The sequence below is a fragment of the Collinsella aerofaciens genome, from assembly GCF_028206795.1.
In the GTDB taxonomy this organism is placed as follows: Bacteria; Actinomycetota; Coriobacteriia; order Coriobacteriales; family Coriobacteriaceae; genus Collinsella; species Collinsella aerofaciens_AX.
Genome location: NZ_JAQLFJ010000002.1, coordinates 22847 through 41062 on the forward strand (window position 1 = coordinate 22847; position 18216 = coordinate 41062).

At 59.2% G+C, this 18216-nt stretch carries 14 protein-coding genes and 1 tRNA gene; 5 read left to right on the top strand and 10 right to left on the bottom strand.

What is annotated here, in order from left to right; translation table 11 throughout:
• Positions 1 to 12 precede the first annotated feature (12 nt).
• From PMX70_RS01205 to PMX70_RS01250, 10 genes are all read right to left on the bottom strand, one after another.
• Positions 13 to 1119 (bottom strand): sugar-transfer associated ATP-grasp domain-containing protein, encoded by a 1107-nt coding sequence (locus PMX70_RS01205; protein ID WP_271742563.1) that lies wholly within the window; start codon positions 1117 to 1119, stop codon positions 13 to 15.
• On the bottom strand, positions 1116 to 1619 hold the full coding sequence (locus tag PMX70_RS01210; RefSeq protein WP_334203824.1) for a glycosyltransferase: 504 nt from the start codon (positions 1617 to 1619) through the stop codon (positions 1116 to 1118). Before PMX70_RS01210 ends, PMX70_RS01205 begins: the two co-directional genes overlap by 4 nt.
• A complete protein-coding gene (pssD, locus tag PMX70_RS01215) occupies positions 1607 to 2065 on the bottom strand; it encodes a PssD/Cps14F family polysaccharide biosynthesis glycosyltransferase (RefSeq protein ID WP_271742564.1) in 459 nt (152 codons plus the stop codon). The genes PMX70_RS01210 and pssD overlap by 13 nt, the downstream gene beginning before the upstream one ends.
• The gene (locus PMX70_RS01220) at positions 2065 to 3114 is read right to left on the bottom strand and encodes an NAD-dependent epimerase/dehydratase family protein (RefSeq protein WP_271742565.1); all 1050 of its coding nucleotides are present in this window, start codon (positions 3112 to 3114) and stop codon (positions 2065 to 2067) included. Before PMX70_RS01220 ends, pssD begins: the two co-directional genes overlap by 1 nt.
• A 9-nt stretch (positions 3115 to 3123) precedes the next feature.
• Positions 3124 to 4383 (bottom strand): nucleotide sugar dehydrogenase, encoded by a 1260-nt coding sequence (locus PMX70_RS01225; RefSeq protein ID WP_271742566.1) that lies wholly within the window; start codon positions 4381 to 4383, stop codon positions 3124 to 3126.
• A 38-nt stretch (positions 4384 to 4421) separates the two neighbouring features.
• Entirely contained in the window at positions 4422 to 5171 is a 750-nt protein-coding gene (locus PMX70_RS01230; RefSeq protein WP_271742567.1) for a sugar transferase, read from the bottom strand.
• 140 nt (positions 5172 to 5311) lie between these two features.
• The gene (locus PMX70_RS01235; protein WP_271742568.1) at positions 5312 to 5800 is read right to left on the bottom strand and encodes a transcription termination/antitermination NusG family protein; all 489 of its coding nucleotides are present in this window, start codon (positions 5798 to 5800) and stop codon (positions 5312 to 5314) included.
• Between the two features lie 787 nt (positions 5801 to 6587).
• Positions 6588 to 6663, bottom strand: a tRNA-Ala gene (locus PMX70_RS01240).
• 70 nt (positions 6664 to 6733) lie between these two features.
• Positions 6734 to 7384 (bottom strand): thiamine diphosphokinase, encoded by a 651-nt coding sequence (locus tag PMX70_RS01245; RefSeq protein ID WP_271742569.1) that lies wholly within the window; start codon positions 7382 to 7384, stop codon positions 6734 to 6736.
• 9 nt (positions 7385 to 7393) lie between these two features.
• Complete coding sequence (locus PMX70_RS01250) at positions 7394 to 8083, bottom strand: HAD family hydrolase (RefSeq protein WP_271742570.1); 690 nt, start codon at positions 8081 to 8083, stop codon at positions 7394 to 7396.
• Between the two features lie 454 nt (positions 8084 to 8537).
• Here PMX70_RS01250 and glgB point away from each other — a divergent pair, with 454 nt between their 5' ends.
• From glgB to glgA, 5 genes are all read left to right on the top strand, one after another.
• Complete coding sequence (gene glgB, locus PMX70_RS01255; protein WP_416378130.1) at positions 8538 to 10670, top strand: 1,4-alpha-glucan branching protein GlgB; 2133 nt, start codon at positions 8538 to 8540, stop codon at positions 10668 to 10670.
• 94 nt (positions 10671 to 10764) lie between these two features.
• Positions 10765 to 13191, top strand: coding sequence for a glycogen/starch/alpha-glucan phosphorylase (locus PMX70_RS01260; protein ID WP_271742571.1), 2427 nt, complete (start codon positions 10765 to 10767; stop codon positions 13189 to 13191).
• Positions 13192 to 13297: 106 nt separating this feature from the next.
• Positions 13298 to 14446, top strand: a complete 1149-nt coding sequence (locus PMX70_RS01265) for a glucose-1-phosphate adenylyltransferase (protein ID WP_271742572.1) — start codon at positions 13298 to 13300, stop codon at positions 14444 to 14446.
• A 4-nt stretch (positions 14447 to 14450) separates the two neighbouring features.
• Entirely contained in the window at positions 14451 to 15578 is a 1128-nt protein-coding gene (gene glgD / locus PMX70_RS01270) for a glucose-1-phosphate adenylyltransferase subunit GlgD (RefSeq protein ID WP_118935431.1), read from the top strand.
• A gap of 90 nt (positions 15579 to 15668) precedes the next feature.
• The gene (gene glgA, locus PMX70_RS01275; RefSeq protein WP_271742573.1) at positions 15669 to 18035 is read left to right on the top strand and encodes a glycogen synthase GlgA; all 2367 of its coding nucleotides are present in this window, start codon (positions 15669 to 15671) and stop codon (positions 18033 to 18035) included.
• Positions 18036 to 18216: the final 181 nt, after the last annotated feature.

Consider the following 18216-nt stretch of genomic DNA (forward strand, 5'->3'; position numbering starts at 1 on the left):
CTGTCAAATCCGTCATACAGCACTACGACGGTATGCCTTAACCACAGAGGGCGTGTCATCGCCAAACATGCTCAAACCTGATGCCATCTGAGACATCCACACCGCCTGGGAGACAAGGTTCACCTCCAATAGGGTGGGCATTCCCTCCTCGTCAACACAAACGTCCCAAGAGATGAATCCAAGCTCGCTGACTGCAAAGTGGCAACGCTTGACAGCTTCAATAGCCTCAGGGACGCCTGCAATCCAGCGGCCCTTGAACGGGATCTCGGTGTCGGGATGCTTTATAAATCTTTTCTGGTACTCAGTGAATGCCTCGTCACCTAGATAGCCATCGTTATCGACGTAGATGAAGATGCCGCCCGCATGGGCGTTGTCAACCTTCGCTCCGCCCTGCCCGATTCTAAGCGTAACGGGACAAGCGCCAACGCCCTGATCAGTCATATATGTGACGATTCGAAGTGTGTTAACACTCTCTGGATAAATTTTGTCGATACTCTCGTGCTGATGCACACGCTCTTGGCAGACCCACTCGCCGCCCATTGATTCGACGATGCTCTTGACGGATTTGCCGGATTCGATATCCCTGCCATCTTTGAAGTCAACAATGGCGACGTCCCTGCCAGAGTCGCTGTCGCGAGTTCTTTTGATAACGCAGGGGCCTATGTTACTGAGCGCATTTACCGTCTCATTCATGTTCAGAAGCACCCCGTTCCGATTGACAAGTCCGCAGGTGCAGCTTGCGTAGACATTGGGGATACGAAGCCCACCGCCTTGTGCAAAGAGGACGAGGTTGTTCTTATCGGCAAGCGCGTCGCGGTCACATCGGCGTGAAGAGTTGGGCTCCAGGTTGACCGAAAAGAGCATCTCTGGAATATACTTCGGGTCCCATTTTCCGGTGTAGCTGGCATAAAGGCGGTGCCACCAGAGCGGCCAACGCCTGCCGGTGAGTTTTTTCCAATACCTACGCGCATCCTCCGCTTGTTTAGCGGTGGGCTTGAATGACATCACTAAGGCTCGCTTGGACCAGATATTCTTGAGCTCATGAATCCAGATAAACAACTTCCAGAAGAATACGGTGAGAGTCTCGAAGAGTCGCTCGATTCTTACATAAATACTCAAAGCACTTCCTCCTGAATAAATAGGTCTATCTCGTCGATGATCGCGTTTGGATTGGGGTTTTTCCACGGTTTAAGTTTCACACTGCCGTTCTCCATGGCCTCGATGGCGTCCCCCAGCTCATCCATCTCGCGAACTGCGAGCACGAGCCCCTCAGAAGCTAACGTCTCGTTAATGCCTACTTGGTGATCATTGATGTGCTCGCCGTACTTCGCCAAACGGGACACAGCGATTACTCTCTTACCAGCATTAAGAGCACCCATAATCGAGCCTGATGCGCCATGGCTTATAACGATATCGGCCTCAGCCATCTTCGCTTTGAAGGCATCAGGGTCCATGAAACACTCGAACGCGAAGTTCTTCGGCTTGTAGGTCGACGCGCCAATCTGTGCAAACAGGGGCTCCTTCACGCAACCTTCGCCAACGAGCCTATCAAGCTCCTCGAAGAGCCGGTTAAACTGATAGGGCCTGGAACCAACGCACACAAATATCAATAAAGACACCCCACAAACCGTGCTTTCTCATAGAACCGCTTCTGGCTCTCCCACTGCACGAAGAACAGATCGGCGTGTTTTTGCATGAGTTTTCCAGCGACGGTGGGCTCGTTAGATCGACCAAAGGTCTCGATAAACACAAACTTCTTGCGGAACAGGACAGCAAGGAGATAGAAAGGGTATGCCACCATAGTGCCAGTGGTCACAACGATGTCAGGCCGCTCCTTTGCCCAGATTGCACAGGCGTGGATGCCGTTTACGAGCATCTTGGCAGGCATGAGCTTGTCCTTGAGGTCGGTCTGAACCATCAGATAAGGGCACCCCTTAACAAAGGGCGTCTTCTCGGTGACCATGAAGCCCCCGTACTTGTCCACGAGCGGCTTGAGCTTTTGTAGTTGTTCCCAGTGGCCGCCAGACGATGAGACGAGGCAAACCTTGGCCCGACCTTTTCCCATTACTCGGCTTCCACTTTGTAGTACTCGCGATACCACTTGGCAAAGGTCCTCAGACCGTCTTCGAGGGGCGTCGCGGGCTTGTAGCCAAGGTCACGCTGGAGCGCCGTAGTTTCCGCGTAGGTGACGGGCACGTCGCCGGGCTGCATCGGTACGAGCTGCTTGTGAGCCTCGAAGTCGTAGTCGGCGGGCAGCACGCCCTCCTCTACCAACACGCGCTGCAGCGTGTCCACGAAATCCAGTAGGTTCTCAGGGTGCGAGTTGCCGATGTTATAGACGCGGTGCGCGGCGAGGGGCAGCCCATCCTCGCCCATCTGTACCTCGGGGGCGGCGTCCATGACGCGCCTAACGCCCTCGACGATGTCGTCGACGTAGGTAAAGTCGCGGCGGCAGTCGCCCATGTTGAAGATCTTGATGGTCTCTCCGTGACGCAACTTCTCGGTGAAGCCGAAGTAAGCCATGTCGGGCCTGCCCATGGGGCCGTACACCGTGAAGAACCGCAGGCCGGTCGCCGGGATGGAGTAGAGCTTGGAGTAGGCGGCGCCCATAAGCTCGTTGGACTTCTTGGTGGCAGCGTACAGTGACACCGGAGAGTCAACGCGGTCCTCCTCGGAGAACGGCACCTTCTTGTTGCCGCCGTAAACGGAGCTGGAGCTGGCGTAGACCAGGTGCTTGACCGGGTGGTGGCGGCATGCCTCGAGGATGTTAAAGAAACCCACGAGATTGCTCTCGAGGTATGCGCGTGGGTTCTCGATGGAGTAGCGGACGCCCGCTTGGGCAGCGAGGTTCACAACGACATCGAAACCGTTCTCAGCGAACAGGCGCTCGATGAGGGCGGCGTCGCACAGGTCACCTCGAACGAAGGTAAAGCGACCGTCTGTATCGGCATCGGCCAGCATGCGCAGACGCGCGTACTTGATGCCAGGGTCATAGTAGCTGTTGAGGTTGTCGAGGCCGACGATCACGTCATCGGTCTCCTCGAGCAGCTTCTTGACGAGGAACGCGCCGATGAAGCCGGCGGCACCGGTGACGAGTACTTTTCTATTTGACATGCTTATCGCCTAGTCTCTCTTATACAAATCGCGCGTATAGACCTTGTCCGCCACGTCCGCGAGCTCGTCGCTCCAGCGGTTGGCCACGATCACGTCGCAGCCGGCCTTGAAGGCCTCCAGGTCGTGGGTCACCTCGGAGCCGAAGAACTCCGGCGCGTCCAGCGTGGGCTCGTAGACCACAACGGGCACGCCCTTGGCCTTCACGCGCTTCATGACGCCCTGGATGGAGCTCGCGCGGAAGTTGTCGGAGTTGGACTTCATCGTCAGGCGGTACACGCCCACGACCGGCTTCTCCTTGCCCTCGTACACGCGGTTCCACACCATCTGCAGCACCTCGTCGGCCACGAAGTCCTTGCGCGTGCGGTTGGCGTCCACGATGGCCTCGATCAGGTTCTGCGGCACGTCCTTGTAGTTGGCCAGCAGCTGCTTGGTGTCCTTGGGCAGGCAGTAGCCGCCGTAGCCGAAGCTGGGGTTGTTGTAGTGGCTGCCGATGCGCGGCTCCAGGCACACGCCGTCGATGACGTCGCGGGTGTTGAGGCCGCGGACCTCGCAGTAGGTGTCGAGCTCGTTGAAGTAGGCCACGCGCAGCGCCAGGTACGTGTTGGCGAAGAGCTTAACTGCTTCCGCCTCTGTGGTGCCCAGCACGAGCTCCGGGATGCCCTTGGAGCCGTCGGCGTTCACGCGCTCCAGCTCGGCGGGATCGGCGCCCTGCGCGAGCAGACGCGCGAAGCGCTCGGCAGCCGCGACGGCGTCGGCGTCCTCCTTCGGTGCGCCCACCACGATGCGGCTGGGGTGCAGGTTGTCGTAGAGAGCCTTGCTCTCGCGCAGGAACTCCGGGCTGAAGAAGATCTTGCTGTCACTTAGCCTCTCTCGCAGGCCCGCGGTGTAGCCCACGGGGATGGTCGACTTGATGACGATCCAGGCGTCCGGGTTCACAGAGCGCACGGCGGCGATGGCGGCCTCAACGGAGCTCGTGTCAAAGAAGTTCCTGTCGCTATCATAGTTGGTGGGCGTGGCGATGACTGCATAGTCGGCACCTGTGTAAGCCTCGGCGACATCGACGGTAGCGTGAAGGTCGAGCTCACGCTCCCCCGCCTTGGCCTCCGCAAGGAATCGCTCGATCTCGTCGTCCTGAATGGGCGACTGGAAGGCGTTGATCTTCTCGACCTTTTCGGCAACGATGTCCAGCGCGTGCACCTCATTGTGCTGCGAGAGCAAGACGGCTAGGGACAGGCCAACGTAGCCAGTACCGGCGACAGCAAATTTCATATTCTTCTCCGATTCGATTCGGGTGTCAAAACCAGTCATTAGTACGCATCGCTCCCGTTGAAGACCTCCAGAACCGTGAGGAGGACGATTTTGAGATCTGTGACGATCCCGCGCTTGGCTATGTACTCGAGGTCACGGCGGACCATGCCGTCGAAACCAGTTGAGTTTCGATCGGTAACCTGCCACCAGCCGGTGATGCCAGGCTTCACTGCCAATCGTTGTAGGTCGTACTCGGTGTACTGCGCCACCTCATTGGGTAACGGCGGGCGCGGCCCCACGACGGACATCTGCCCCAGGAACACGTTCAAGAACTGAGGGAACTCGTCGATGGAGTGCTTGCGAATGAACTTGCCGATCCTGGTGACGCGGGGATCTTCCTTCATCTTGAACATGGCGCCGGCGATCTCGTTCTGCTCCTTGAGCTCGGAGAGGCGCTCGTCGGCATCCTTGTACATGGAGCGGAACTTCCACATGCGGAAGGTGGTCAGGCTCCCGTCGGGGCGGGTCTGGCCCACGCGGATCTGGCTGTAGAAGGGGCTGCCCTCGCTCTCCAGGCGGATGAGCGCCGCGAGCACCAGGCTGGGGATCGCGATAATGACGAGCGCGGCACCGCTGAACACGATGTCGAACGCGCGCTTTACGGCCCGGTAGGCCAGGCGCGAGCGGTCCCAGTCCATGATGGATTGCATGGCCTTGTAGCGGCCTGCGTCTTCGCGCCGTTCCATGGCCTGAGCGATCAGCGCCGCCCCTACGGGCGCATTCGTTGCATATTCGGTTTTATCCGACACGTTCTCTTCCAAGATTTCGTCCCCGAGTCGGGGATCCTCCCTGTTCTTTGCAGCGATCGCCAGCAGCTAGGCAATCGCCTTTTTGAGGTTTCGCATCACACGCTGCTCGTTTGAAAGCACAGCAAGCCCAACGCGAGTGGTTACGCGTCGGCCGCACAGATCGAGCTCCAAATAAGCAGTGCTCTTGCGTCTGTTAATGGTTTTGATAAGGCCTTCATGGTGATAAGGCCTTCATGGCCCAGCAACGGACCGGCCGTCACTACGACCCGATCACCATCTTTTAAGGCCTCGCTCATGGGCACCACACGGTCTCCCCTACGCGTAAAACAGCCAATGAACTGGGTCTCTTCTTTTGCCAGCGGCACAAACTGACCGTCCTGGGAAAGCACCCGGGCAAAGTCGTCCATGCGCAGCAGATACTGTTGCACGGTGCGGGGATCTGCCGTGTCGCAGATCAGGTAACCGGGAAAGAGCGGCTTGGTCGTATTGACCCATTCTCCGTGTACTTTGATTTCGGTTTGAAATTGAGGGTAAAAGAGCTCCTGCATGGCACTCGCCGGCACCATGCGCTCGATGCGCTCGCGCATTACGTCTTCGCGTCCGTTAATGACCTGGATCACATACCACACGAGCACCACCCCCTTGCTGTCTTACGTGTGGCTCACGGGATTTGGGTATGGCTTCGCCAGGGCGTTTGTGCGCGAAGGCGCTCCATATTCAAACCCTGAGCCCAGTTAGACAAGCACGTGGCTCTGCCCCACCGTGAACGGTATGTATGAAAGCAGCGCTGAAGCTGCAGGCTCGTATCGCAAGATTGCCTACAACCTCAGCTGGCTGCGTGCGAGCCAGTCAAGATAGTTCAAAACTGGTCCGCACGCAAACAGCTGAAGACTGCTGCTGTTTGTCATGATAATAAATTCCACTCCCCAATGCGAGCTTATAAAAACAGTCACAAAAGGAAGTGCAAAATCGCACATGACAATCCATATTGGAGCTCGTGGTGTTTCTGGCACCGCCGTTACGGCCGGATGCTGATCGACCCTGCGCTTTGTGGCTTGCTGGAGCCATGAGCACAGTTGAACTCATGTAACGTTAGGTATCCTAGCACAAGCTGTTAGTGAAACTGATTTGGGTTGCGTTGGACAACATTTCGTTCATTTGACGTGCTTAAGGGGGTTGTTTTGGGATGTTGTTCACGTTGGCGCAGGTTATTGTGGTGCTGGCAATAATTGGGAGTGTTCCTGAAGCCCAACTGAAGCAGCGAGCTGCACTGGTAATTGCGTTTGGATAACAAACTATGTACAGACATGGGAAATAAATTGTGCAACTTTTTGTTGATGTGGGTATGGGTTTGTGGCGCGAGGTATTTTGGCAAAAAAAAGGCCTTCGGAATTCCGAAGGCCTTTTTATTCACGATGGTGGAGACGAGGGGGATCGAACCCCTGACCTCTTGACTGCCAGTCAAGCGCTCTCCCAGCTGAGCTACGCCCCCGTGACGAGGAGATACTATAGGGGAAGTTGGCTCGACGTGCAAGGACTTTTTTGGGTGAGACTTTAAATGCCTATTGAGCCAATTGATATAGGTAAGCGATGGCGGTGCCGGTGTGGACTTGGATCTTGGCCGTTCTCCTGACTACATTGGATATTCCAGTGTCAGCTAGTAATCCCAGGGGGCTGTGGTCTAGCTCCCACTCTAGGCCGTGTTCACTTACCTCGGTGTTGGGGGCAATGGCGATGATGGAGAATGTCTTGCCCTCAGCGCCTTCGATGGTCCAGGATTCGCCTGTGTGTAGGATGCGGGCGACTACCTTGTCCTCAGCAATCCAGACCGGGGCATCCTCATAGCCAGCGAGCAGCCCCAGTACGGATAGCGCCATATCAGGACGGCCGCCTGTAGCGCAAGTCGTAACCACTTCGGCACCCGGCCAGCGGCGTCGGACGGAATCGAGGGCCAGTGCCAGATCGGTGTAGTCCTTGTAGGGGTCGTGACGCTCCACCTCAAAGGCTTCGGCGGCATCGACCAGTACGCGACCTGCATCGCTCACCGTGTCGGCATCCCCCACATATACATCGCAGCTCAAGCCGGCATCCAGCAGAGCATCTAGGCCGCTGTCCACAGCGATGACGTGATCGCACTCCCCTGCTAGCCTACGCAACAGATCCGCACTCGCCACCACGGGCGAGCCGCAGACCACTAATACCTTGCAAGCCACGGGCCTCACCTAGCCCTCAAACGAAAGCACACGGTCAAGGTCCAGCTCTTCATAGCTGTCGATAAAGATGTCGCAGTTGGCACGCACCTCGTCGCGCTCCATACGGCCGTGCGGGTCATAGATGCCCACGCGCTTAAAGCCGGCGGTGCCAGAGCTCTTAAGGCCAAAGACGGCGTCCTCAAACACCCATGCGCGGTCAAACTTATGCCCATGGCGCTCCTCCAGACGGCGCAGCGCCAACTCGTATACGTCGGGGAACTGTTTGGAGCGTCCTACCTCACCCGTCGTGGTAACAAACTCCATGTAGGCATCGAGCCCGGCGCCCGCAAGCGCAGACTTAACCAGCTCGGCTGGCGTAGACGTGGCAACACACATGGCAATGCCCGCCGCCTTCGCCTGCTCCAAAAAAGCCAGGAGCCCCTCGCGCGGCGGCACCTTGGAGTATTCATCGATCAAAATCTCGCCCAGCTCGCGATACAGTTCCTCGCCATTCGCACCAATGCCCCACGTGTCGTGGTAGGCCTGGCACTCGTCCTCGAGCGACAAATGCTCAAACTGGGCAAAATCGTCGACCGTCACGTCAACTCCGTGGCGGTGCAATAACTCGGGCTGGGCATAGGCCCAAACGGGGGTGCTATTAACCAGTGTGCCGTCGCAATCGAAAATAAAAGCAACGTTGGGGGCGGCGGTCTGGGACATAAACGAACCTTTCGATGTCAAATGGTAAACATCCTGCTAAAAACGTTTTACCAAACGTCAAGCTAACAATCTAAAAACCCTATTTGGTAAAACTGTCAAGAGTTTTACCACGGTAATTCTGCCAGTGGTCTAAACATGGCGCTTACCGATTAAACGCCGCCCTAAAACCACTTTCCTTCATAAAAGTAACGTACAGGTGTTATCGTAGTTTCTGCCGAAGGTTCCACCGAGCACGCGAGGTGGAACGAATCATAGAACTATCGCCGTCCCTTCGATTCGTGCAGCCTTGGACCTTTCGCATCTAGTCACCAAGGCAACACGCTGCCGCGTCATGATGGGATCAAACGTGAGCGATACAAAGCTAAAGCCAGCAACCAAAAAGCCTGCTACCCGTAAAGCCGCCCCGCACGCACCGGAGCTCTCTAAGGACGATGTCTACCTGTTTGGCATTGGCATGTGGGAGCGCAGCTGGGAAAAGATGGGCGCGCACCCCGACACGCAGAACCGTACGCGCGGTTGGCGCTTTTGCGTTTGGGCGCCCGACGTAAAGAGCGTCCATGTCATTGGCGAATTTAACGACTGGAATGAGGAAGCCAACCCGCTGGTGCCCGTGCATACGAGCGCTATTTGGGAAGGCTTTATTCCTGGCGCAGAACAAGGCCAGCTCTATAAATATTTAATCGAGACCAACGAGGGCGAAAAACTGTACAAGGCCGATCCGTACGCCTTCAAGGCCGAGTGCCCTCCGGGTACCGCTAGCGTGCTGTGGACCCTCGATGGCTACAAATGGAATGACGCCGCATGGCTCAAGCGCCGCGCCGGCCACAACCACATGTCGCAGCCCCTTAACATCTACGAGGTGCATATTGGCTCGTGGAAGCGCCACGGCGACGCGCCGCAGGGCGAGCCGGACGAGTATGGCAACTATCCCGGCCCCATGGATCCCTTCCCCGCGCAGCGCGGCGAGTTTTACACCTACGACGACCTGTCGGTGGAGCTCGTGGACTACGTGCGCGACATGGGCTATACGCATATCGAGGTCATGCCGCTCATGGAGCATCCCTTCGATGGCTCCTGGGGCTACCAGACGACCGGCTACTATGCCGCCACGTCGCGCTATGGCGACCCGCAGCAACTCATGCACTTTATCGATGCGTGCCACGAGGCCGGCATCGGCGTGATCATGGACTGGGTGCCCGGCGGTTTTTGCGCCGACTCCCACGGCCTTGCCACCTTTAACGGCCACATGCTGTTTGAGCACGAGATTCACCCCAACTGGGGCACGCACAAGTTCGACTTCGCCCGTGGCGAGGTCCGCTCCTTCTTGGTCTCCAACGTACTATATTGGCTCGAGAACTTCCATGTTGACGGCATTCGCATGGATGGCGTATCCAGCATGCTGTACCTCAACTTTGGCATCGATGATCCCGGCCAAAAGAAGTTCAACAAGTACGGTACCGAGGAGGACCTGGACGCCAGCGCGTTTATCCGTCAGGTCAACTGCGCTGTGGAGGCGCACTTCCCCGACGTGATGATGATGGCCGAGGAGTCCACCGCGTGGCCGCTCGTGACCTACCCGCCGCAGGACGGCGGCCTGGGCTTCCACTACAAGTGGGACATGGGCTGGATGAACGACACCCTGCACTACATGCAGACCGATTTTCCGTGGCGCCCCGGCAACCACGGGCTGCTCACGTTCTCCATCATGTATGCCTTTACCGAGAACTTTATTTGCCCGCTGAGCCACGACGAGGTCGTCCACGGTAAATGCTCGCTGATCGGCCGTATGCCGGGCGACTGGTGGCGTCAGTTTGCCGGCCTGCGCACGCTCGCCTTCTACCAGATGACGCACCCCGGTGCCAAGCTCAACTTTATGGGCAACGAGATCGGCCAGTTTATTGAGTGGCGCTACTACGAGTCCATCCAGTGGTTCCTGACCGAGGAGTACGAAACCCACCGTCATCATCAGGCGTTTATCAAGGCGCTCAACCACCTGTACACCGCCGAGCCCGCCCTGTACGAGCGCGGCTACACCGACGACGGCTTTACCTGGATCGACGCGGACAACTCCAAGCAGTCCATCGTGAGCTTTGTGCGCCAGGGCGAGGACGTCGATGACGACCTGGTGATTCTGATCAACTTTGACCCGGCGAGCTACGAGAGCTTCCGCGTGGGCGTGCCGCGCGAGGGTGACTGGGAGGTCATCTTCGATTCTGACCGTCCCGAGTTCGGTGGCAGCGGCTATGCCGGCAAGGAGCCCTACACCTGCTCGAGCGAGCCCTATCCCTGGAACGGGCAGATGGACTCCATCGAGATCAAGGTTCCCGGCCTGGCAGGTGTGGTGCTTAAGCGCCGCGGCCCCAGCAGCTACAAGCCGCCGGTGGTTGAGGTCCCCAAGAAGGCGACGCGCAAGCGTGTGTCCTCGGTAAAGCCCAAGCCCGCGGCTGCCAAGAAGGCTCCCGCCAAGGCGAAGGCTAAGGCTGCAAAACCCGCCGCCAAGACCGCCACGGCCAAAAAGGCGGCCAATAAAAAGGCTGCTCCCAAGGCTAAGGCAGGTGCTGTTAAAGCATCTGGCAAGAAAGCGTAACAAAAGCGTTACCACTGCAATTACCCGCCCCAACGGGACGTAGGATACAAGTCATAACCGTTCCGGGAGAAACATCCCCGGGGGAAAGGAACGTATGAATAAGATCTTCGACAACAAGCAGGAGTTTACCGAGCTCTATCGCGATGCCGTCATGAGCATCAGCGGCAAGAGCGTCGAGGCCGCCAGCGACCTCGACCGCTTTAACGCCCTGGCCAAGCTCGTGGCCGAGAAGGCCCGCACCGTTGCCACCAAGAGTGACGCCCGTGTGACCGCCGAGGGCAAGAAGCGCGTGTACTACTTCTCGATCGAGTTTTTGATCGGCCGCCTGCTCGACAACTACCTGCTCAACTTTGGCGTGCGCGACATGGTCGCCGAGGCGCTCGACGACATGGGCTTTGACCTGTCCGTCATCGAGAACCAGGAGCCCGATCCGGCCCTGGGCAACGGTGGCCTGGGTCGTCTGGCCGCGTGCTTCTTGGATTCCATGGCAGCCGAGGGCATTGCCGGCTACGGCAACGGCATGCGCTACCGCTACGGCCTGTTTAAGCAGGAGATCGTCAACGGCAGCCAGGTCGAGGCCACCGACGAGTGGCTCACCCACGGCTATCCTTGGGAAGTCCGTCGTCAGGACAAGGCCGTGACCATTAAGTTTGGCGGCCGCGTCGAGGGCTTTGAGGAGAACGGCCGCACGTTCTACCGCACGGTAGACACGCAGGACATCCTGGCCGTCCCTTATGACATCCCCGTCGTGGGCTATGCCGGCGAAACCGTCAACAAGCTGCGCGTCTGGGCCGCCGAGCCAGTCGAGGAGCACTTTGACCTGGAGGCCTTCAACCGCGGCGACTACGCCCTGGCCGACGCCGAGCGCGCCGAGGCCGAGGCCATCAGCGCCATCCTCTACCCCAACGACGCCGGCGAGCACGGCCGTCTGCTGCGTCTGAAGCAGGAGTACCTGTTTGTCTCGGCCGGCATCTACAGCCTGCTCGATACCTTTGAGAAGGAGCACGGCGAGAACTGGGAGCTGCTGCCGCAGTTTGTGGCCATCCACACCAACGATACGCACCCCGCCATGTGCGGCCCCGAGCTCATGCGCATCCTCATCGACGAGAAGAAGCTCGAGTGGGATGACGCCTGGAACATCGTGACGCAGGTCGTGAGCTACACCAACCACACCATCCTGCCCGAGGCTCTGGAGAAGTGGCCCATCGGCACGTTCTCCAAGCTCCTCCCCCGCGTGTACCAGATCATCGACGAGATCAGCCGTCGTTGGCACGAGTCGTTCGACACCACGCAGGAAGGCTGGCAGGAGCGCCTGCGCCAGACCGCCATCCTGTGGGACGGCGAGATTCGCATGGCCAACCTGTCCGTGATCTGCAGCCACAGCGTCAACGGCGTGGCCAAGATCCATTCCGACATCATCAAGAACATCGTGCTCAAGGACTTCTATGCCCTGACGCCCGAGAAGTTCAACAACAAGACCAACGGCATCTCGCACCGTCGCTTCTTTGCCGAGGCTAACCCCACCTACGCCAAGCTCGTCACCGAGGCCATTGGCGACGGCTGGCTCAAGGACGCCTTTGAGCTGGAGAAGCTTAAAAGTTTCCAGGACGACACCGAGTTCCTGAAGGCCGTGGGTGCCTCCAAGCGCGCCAACAAGGAGCGTCTGGCCGCCTACGTTAAGGCCGAGACCGGTCTGGTCATTGACCCCAACACCGTCTTCGATGTTCAGGTTAAGCGCTTCCACGCCTACAAGCGCCAGCTTATGAACATCATGAAGGTGATGGATATCTACAACCGTCGCATCGCCGATCCCAACTTCCACGTGACGCCGACGACCTTCATCTTTAGCGGCAAGGCTGCCTCGAGCTACACCTTCGCCAAGGAGACCATCCGCCTCATTAACTCCGTGGCCGACGTCATCAACAACGACGCCCGCGTCAACGAGGTCATGAAGGTCTGCTTTATCCCCAACTTCCGCGTGAGCAACGCCCAGCTCATCTACCCCGCCGCCGAGATCTCGGAGCAGATCTCCACGGCCGGCAAGGAGGCCTCGGGCACGTCCAACATGAAGCTCATGATGAACGGCGCCATTACGCTGGGCACCCTCGACGGCGCCAACATCGAGATCGCCGACCTGGCCGGCCGCGAGAACGAGGCCATCTTTGGCCTGACCGCCCCCGAGGTCGAGCAGCTCTGGGCGTCGAACAGCTACTTTGCGTGGGATACGCTCAACGGCGACCGCGAGCGTCTGGGCCGCGTGATGGACGAGCTCAAGGACAACACCTTTGCGGGTCTTTCGGGCAACTTCGAGAGCATCTACAACGAGCTCATGAACAAAAACGACCCCGACCTGGTCATGGCCGACTTCCGCAGCTACGTGGATGCATGGGAGGCGCTCACGAACAGCTACGGCGACCAGGAGACCTGGAACCGCAAGGCCCTGCTCAACACCGCCTCCTCCGGCTGGTTCTCGAGCGACCGTACCATTCGCGAGTATCGCGACGAGATCTGGCACGCGTAAAGGCGCGCGAGCTCCCTTTGCCGCACGGCATTACTCGACGGGCGTGACGCTGCGCCGCGCCCGTCGCTAATGGGTTTAGGAACATCGATGACAGAAGGAGAAATCGATGAGTAAGAAAGAATGCATCGCGATGCTCCTCGCAGGAGGACAGGGCAGCCGATTGGGGGCACTCACCCAAAAGATCGCCAAGCCGGCGGTTAGCTTTGGTGGCAAGTTCCGCATTATCGACTTTTCGCTCTCCAACTGCTCCAACTCGGGCATCGACACGGTGGGCGTTCTGACGCAGTACCGTCCCTACCTGCTGCATGCCTACGTGGGCTCTGGCGAGGCGTGGGATCTGGACAGCCGCGACGGCGGCGTGTCGATCCTGCCGCCGTACGAGACGCAGACCGGCGGCGCCTGGTATGCGGGCACGGCCGACGCCATTACGCAGAACCTCGACTACATCAAGGCCAACGACCCCAAGTACGTCCTGATTCTTTCGGGCGACCACCTGTATCGCATGGACTACCGCAAGATGCTCAAGACGCACATTGAGAACAACGCCGACCTCACGGTGAGCGTTATGCCCGTGCCGTGGGAGGAGGCCAGCCGCTTTGGCATCCTGACCACCGACCCCGAGGACGGCCGCATCACCAAGTTTACCGAGAAGCCCGAGAAGCCCGATTCGAACCTCGCATCCATGGGCATCTACATCTTCTCGGCCGACGTGCTGATCAAGGCGCTCGAGGAGGACGCTCTGGACCAGCGCTCGAGCCACGACTTTGGCAAGGACATCATCCCCAAGCTGCTCGGTGAGAACAAGCGCCTGTACAGCTACGAGTTCCACGGCTTTTGGAAGGACGTCGGCACTATCGCCAGCTTCCACGAGACCTCGATGGACCTGCTGGGCAACAACCCCGAGTTCGATCTGTTCGACAAGAACTTCCCCATCATGTCCAACATCACCACGCGTCCGCCGCACTACATTGGCCCGGACGGCCGCCTGGACGACTGCCTGGTCTCCAACGGCTGCAAGATCTACGGCACCGCTCGCCACTCGATCCTTTCGACCGATGTCATCATCGAGGAGCGCGCCGTGGTCGAAGACTCTGTGCTGCTGCCGGGTGCGCACGTTAAGAGCGGCGCGCACATCTGCCGCGCTATTTTGGGCGAGAACTCCACGGTCGAAGAGGGCGTGAAGCTCGGCTCTGTCGATACCACCAAGGATACGGCCGTCGTTGGAAATGACGTCGTTATCGGGAAGGGGGAATGATCCGATGATCAATCGCAAGGCCATCGGTTACATCACCGCTAACTACTCTTCGACCTACGGCAGCGTCCTGCTCAAGGACCGCCCCATCGCGTCCGTTCCGTTTTTGGGCCGCTACCGCCTGATCGACTTCCCGCTGTCCAACATGATGAATGCCGGGATTAAGACCGTCGGTGTCGTCATGCCGGGCAACTACCGCTCGCTGATCGACCACGTGGGCTCTGGCAAGGACTGGGGCCTGGACCGCAAGAAGGGCGGCCTGTTCATGGTGCCCGGCAACGCATATGGCACCACCAAGGGCGGCATGCGCTTCCTGCTGCGCGACATCATCTCCAACAAGACGCTGTTCCAGCGCTCGGAGAAGCCCTATGTCGTGATGATGGGCACCAACATCATCTTTAACATGGACCTCAACACCATCATCGAGGCGCACGAGAAATCCGGTGCCCAGATGACCGTGGTGTACTGCAAGGCCACGCGCAACGTCGATGACGAGACCAAGCTCGATATTAACGAGAACGGTCGTCTGACGGGCGTGAGCGCCGGCGTCGTGTACGGCGACAACGCGTCTATGGACTGCTGCATCGTCAACCGCGAGACGCTGCTCGAGATCATCGACCACTACCAGGCCGCCGACTATCTGGACCTGCTCGAGGCGCTCCAGGGCGACTTTGGCAACATCGACGTGTGCAGCTACGAGTACAAGGGCGAGGTCGTGGGCGTGTTTAGCGAGAAGTCGCTGTATCGCCGCAGCATGGACCTGCTCGACCAGACCGTCGCCGACCAGCTCTTTGACCCCGAGCGCCCGATCCTGACCAAGGCTCACGACGTGCCGCCTTCGCGCTATGCGACCGGCAGCCACGCGTGCAACTCGATCATCTCGGCCGGCTGCATCATCAAGGGCACCGTGCGCAATTCGATCCTGTCGCGTGGCGTCGTGGTCGAGGAAGGCGCTTCGGTGACCAACTCGATCATCAACCAGAGCTGCATCATCAAGAGCGGCGCCCGCGTCGAGAATGCCATTCTGGACAAGAACAACGTGGTCCCCACCAACACCGAGCTTCGCGGCACGCCCGAGAACATCCTGGTGCTGGGCAAGGCTCCGTTAACTTCTGACACCACCATCGTACGTTAACGTTGGCACCGCAACATCGCTCGTAACATGTAGAATAGCCGCCCGGTTAGCGCCAGGCGGCTATTCTCGAATTGCAACATGGGAGACAATATGGCTGATTCCAGCAAAAAGATGCAGATCGTGTTTGCCTCGGCCGAGTGCGCACCGTTTGTAAAGACCGGTGGCCTGGGTGACGTGGCAGGTTCGCTGCCTGCGGCGCTTGTGCGCGCCGGCGCCGAAGTCATCGTGATGGTGCCCAAGTACGCCACCATCAAGAACGAGTACAAGGCGCAGATGGAGCACTTCTCCGATTTTTACGTGAGCCTGGGCTGGCGCAACGAGTACTGCGGGCTCGAGAAGCTCGAGCACGACGGCGTCACCTATATGTTCATCGACAACGAGCGCTACTTTGCGCGCGACTATCCGTACGGCTTCTTTGATGACGGCGAGCGCTTTGCGTTTTTCTCCAAGGCCATCACCGAGAGCCTGCAGCACCTGCCGGCCGGCTTTGAGTGCGACATCCTGCACTGCAATGACTGGCAGACGGCACTTGCGCCCGTGTTTTTGCGCGAGTTTTACCAGGGCCTGCCGCTGTATGACCGCGTCAAGACCGTGTTCTCGATCCACAACGTGGCGTTCCAGGGCCAGTTTAGCGACACCGTGATGGAGGACATCCTGGGCGTGGCGCATATTCCGGCGGCCGCCTCGCAGCTGCGTTGCGACGCCTGCAGCATCAACTACATGCTGGGCGCGCTGCGCTATGCCGATGCCATCACCACGGTGAGCCCCACCTATGCCAACGAGATCCAGACGCCCGAATTTGGCGAGGGCCTGGACGGCGTGCTGCGCGAGCGCTCCTATGCGCTGCAGGGCATCTTGAATGGTATCGACGTCACGGGCTTTGACCCGGCGACCGACAAGCGCATTGCCGCCAACTATACGGTTGAAGACCGTTCCGGCAAGGCCGTGTGCAAGGCCAAGCTGCAGGAAGAGCTGGGGCTCGAGGTTCGCGACGACCGTCCGCTCATGGTGATGGTCACGCGCCTGACGCGCCAGAAGGGCATGGATCTGGTCATGTACGCGCTCGACCGCATTCTGGCCGGCGGCGTGCAGGTGGCGGTGCTGGGCACCGGCGACCGCGACTACGAGGACGGTCTGCGCTACTTCCAGGACAAGTACCCCGGTACCATGGCCGCACGCATCGAGTTCGATCCGGCGCTGTCGCAGCGCATGTATGCCGCCGCCGACATGTTCCTGATGCCTTCGAAGTTTGAGCCCTGCGGCCTGTCGCAGATCATCGCCATGCGCTACGGCACCCTGCCCATCGTGCGCGAGACCGGTGGCCTGAAGGACACCGTGCAGCCGTACAACGAGTTTACCGGCGAGGGCACGGGCTTCTCGTTTAGCAACTTTAACGGCGACGAGATGGGCGACGCCGTATTCCGCGCGGCGCGCCTGTTCTGGGACAACCGCGATGCCTGGAACCAGCTGGTCACGCAGGCCATGAGCCAGGACTTTAGCTGGACGCGCTCGGCCGACAAATATCTGGACCTGTACTTCTTTATGCACCCGGAGATTGAGAGGCCGGCGGCTGTTGTCGACGAGCCTGTGGTTGTGGCTGAGCCGGTGGCCGCTGAGGAGCCCAAGGCCGAAGAGAAGCCGGTTGAGGCTAAATCTGAGGTGAAGGTTAAGGCGTCTCCCGAGGCTGAGGATAAGCCTGCTGCGAAGCCTGCGGCAAAGAAGACCGCGACTCGTAAGACGACGGCTAAGAAGACCACGACCACGAAGGCCGCTGCGAGCAAGGCTGCGACTGCGAGCAAGGCCACCGCTGCCAAGGCAACTACTGCCAAAGCAACGACCACGCGCAAGCGCACGACCGCCGCTGCCAAGAAGGCCGCCGAGGCCGAGGTCGTTCCCGAGGTAAAGGCCGAGACCGCCACCGCCGAGGCTAAGCCCGCGGCAAAGGCTCCGGCCAAGACTGCAGCCAAGAAGACGACCGCGACCAAGAGCACGACCAAGAGCACTGCCGCCAAGAAGGCGACGGCTACGAAGGCGACGGCTACGAAGGCGACGGCTACCAAGGCCGCTGCAACGAAGGCTGCTCCCAAGGCGGCCGCAAAGGCTGCCGCCAAGGTCGAGGAGACGCCTGCCGAGTCCAAGGCGGAGGCAACCGTCGAGGTCAAACCCACCGCCAAGACCACCACGCGAAAGCGCACGACGGAAACCAAGAAGACAACGGCAAAGGCCGCAACTCCCAAGGCAGAGACTAAGCCCGCTGCTGCCAAAGTGGAGCACAAGGCCGAGGTAAAGGCCGAGCCGACTCCGAAGGCCGCTGAGGTCAAGACCGCTCCGAAGGCTACGGCAAAGACCGAGCCCGCCAAGGAGGCCTCGGTCTCCCCCGCCGCTCCGGCCGAAGAAAAGGCTCCGACCAAAAAGACCTCCGTCCGCAAGGCAACGGCCGCCCGCAAGCGCCGCTAAACCTGACGATTAAAACTTAATCCTCAACGCAAAAGAGGGCGCCCCAACCAGGCGCCCTCTGCTCAGTAGATTTTTGGGACATGCCTTAAAATCTACCTTTTAGCTCAGTCGGCATGCGATTCACGAAAGGTAGATTTTAAGGCATGTCCCAAAAATCTACTGCGGTTGGTAAAACGATTTT